This window comes from Collinsella sp. LCP19S3_A7, from assembly GCF_052121995.1.
Classification (GTDB): domain Bacteria; phylum Actinomycetota; class Coriobacteriia; order Coriobacteriales; family Coriobacteriaceae; genus Collinsella.
Window position 1 is genome coordinate 1 of sequence record NZ_JBQKDE010000033.1, and the last position, 2,627, is coordinate 2,627.

Annotated in this window: 1 protein-coding gene and 1 pseudogene; both read left to right on the plus strand. The window is 61.8% G+C overall.

The genetic code is table 11. The annotated features are described in order from the left end of the window. Positions 1–395: 395 nt before the first annotated feature. Positions 396–1,889 carry an ATP-binding cassette domain-containing protein gene (locus tag ACTQV3_RS09150; protein ID WP_441069450.1) on the plus strand — a complete coding sequence of 498 codons (1,494 nt, stop codon included), beginning with the start codon at positions 396–398 and terminating at the stop codon, positions 1,887–1,889. 57 nt (positions 1,890–1,946) lie between these two features. Then, positions 1,947–2,192, plus strand: a pseudogene (locus tag ACTQV3_RS09155) (transposase); the annotation flags it as partial. Between the last annotated feature and the right edge of the window lie 435 nt (positions 2,193–2,627).

A 2,627-nucleotide genomic window follows, 5' to 3' on the forward strand; every position in this document is an offset into this window, starting at 1 on the left:
CCGATCTCCCGGGGCCGGCCGATCCGGCCCTCAGGGTATCGGGTTCCCACATTCATCCGCACATGTACGGATGAATGTGGGAGGTGTTCGGATAAAGTTGATACTCAAGGGTCATTAGGGCGTTCTTCGTCTGGTTGCAAATCCGCTTTGCATCCAGGTCAGAGCCATGCTACAATGCTCGTCGACAATTCATCAGCGGGGCCTTTGGCAAGCGCCGCTTCGAGTTAGGTCAGGTTAGATGAAGAACTAGCGATGCCCATTTCGGGCGCCCCATACGACCATGCCGCTAATCGGGTCGCGCTTCAGGGTGCCGCATCGCTTCAGTGTCTTCTCGTTTCAAGTTCATGCATCGCGTGCCTGACCCTTTGCGCGACCTCCCCTCGAAGGAGCTCGCCATGCAACTGAATCTCAATCACATCAGCTATACCTACCCTGGTACGGTATCGGCCGCCATCGATGACGTCAGCGTCACGTTCCCGTCGGGATGGACGGGCATCATCGGCGATAACGGATGCGGGAAGAGCACGCTTGCCCGTATCGCCGCGCACTCCATCGCGCCAGATTCCGGAACGGTGAGTCCGAAGCTGTTCTCGGCGTACTGCCAGCAGGACTCGACCCAGGAACCGGACAATCTCTTCGACCTCGCATCGGACTGGGGCAAGGAAGCGCAACGAGCAAGGGCTTTGCTTCGCGTCGAAGACGACTGGTTCTGGCGCTATGGCACTCTATCTGGCGGTCAGCAGAAGCGACTCCAGATCGCATGCGCGCTCTATGCGCGACCGGAAGTCCTCATCATGGACGAGCCGACAAACGACCTCGACGTCGTGACACGCAACATCGTGAGGGAAGCCCTCGCTTCCTTCAGCGGCATCGGAATTCTCATCTCGCATGACAGGGCTCTGCTGGATAGCCTTGTGAGCCAGAGCCTGATGTGCGAGGGGGTGCGTTGGACCATGCGACCCGGAGGGTACTCGAAGGCGAGTGGCCAAGCGGCCATCGAGCGCTCTGCTGCAATCAGGGACCGCGAGAAGGCCGCCCGCGAAGCGAAGCGCTTGAAGGCGGAAGCCCAGCGCAGAAGCGAGGAGGCGGCGCGTCAGAAGGGCAAGCGCAGCAAGCGCAACCTGGACAAGCACGACAGTGACGCACGGGAGAGGATTGGACGCGCCATAGTCTCAGGAAAGGACGGCGTGGCTGGCAAGCTCTCGTCCAATATGAGTGAACGGCTGGCAAAGGCCGAGGGAGAGCTCTCAAAGAGAGTTGTCTCGAAGCGATACGACCATACTATCGGCGCGTTCGGCATTGCCGCGCGTTCGAGCTGCGTGGTGCACCTAGAGGCGACGCGACTGTCCGCTGGTGATTTCTCGATAGACGTGCCAGAGCTCTGGATCTTGCCAACGGATCACGTGGTGTTGACTGGCGCGAACGGAACGGGAAAGAGCCTGGTGGTACGAAGCGTCATTGAGTCTGTTCCCGATACCGTCAAAGTGGCGTACGTTCCCCAGGACGTCGGACCGGAAGAACGCGGGCGGGCCCTGAGACGACTACGGGGTCAGGACCAAGAGACGAAGGGCCGCGTCCTCTCCATCGTGGCGCGGCTGAATTCCGACCCCGATAAACTGCTCGATGGAGACGATTTGAGTCCTGGCGAGCTCCGCAAACTCATGCTTGCGCAGCAGCTTGTTACGAATCCCAACCTCCTCGTGCTCGATGAACCGACGAATCATCTCGATATAGGCTCCATCGAAGCGCTTCAGGGCATGCTGATTGGTTTTCCCGGCGCGTTCCTGCTGGTCACGCATGATGGGCAGCTGTCGGAGGCGGTCACGCAGATTGGATGGGAGACAAGACGAGGCGAGAATGGGATGAGACTACAAGTCGCCGACGAATAAGGTTTGCCCGCTTTCGGCCGATGTCGCGGCGACGACACGCTCGTCGTTAACGGCATCGTCAGGCGCTGGCCGCGGACCGACACCGCGCTGGCGTCCTGCGTCTGCGAGATGTAGGCCGACGGCGTCTTCACCAGCAAGGTCGAGAGGGTCGCCTCCGAGCTCGGCGTGGAGGAGGTGGGCCGCTCGCGCGTGTCGAAGCTGTGCTCGTCGCTCGGCGAGGAGGTCTCGGTGCTCCGGGGCCGCGACCTCTCCGGCAGGTCCTGGCCCTACCTGTGGCTCGACGCCAAGTTCATCGACGCGAGGTCCATGCGGGACCTGGCCCCCGCCGCCAGGGGCGGCGAGGCGGACGAGGCAGAGCTCCTGAGGGTCGTCTCGGTGGTCGAGCGGGAGTTTAAGAGGAGGTTGAGGGCAGCGTAGAATCCGGACTGCGGGGAATGGCCCTACACCACTTTTTGGGACGCAATTCCAAACGTGGTTGATTTCCGATCTCAGCCGAACACATTGAGCTGACGGCACGCTCCCGCAGTCAACCGAACGCCCCCGCGGCCCCTCTCGGGCCCCGGGGGCGGCATTTTCCCAGTTGAAGGAATGGTGGAGATGTGTTTCGATGGGTCCGGTGGCCATGCTCCGCCCGCCGCCCGGCACCTCTTCCCAGACTCAGCCGGACGGTCGGTCCGTCTATTCCGTTTTTCTCCTAGGCTAGGCCAGCGGGGCATCGCCCCTCTCTGCGCGCGCCCT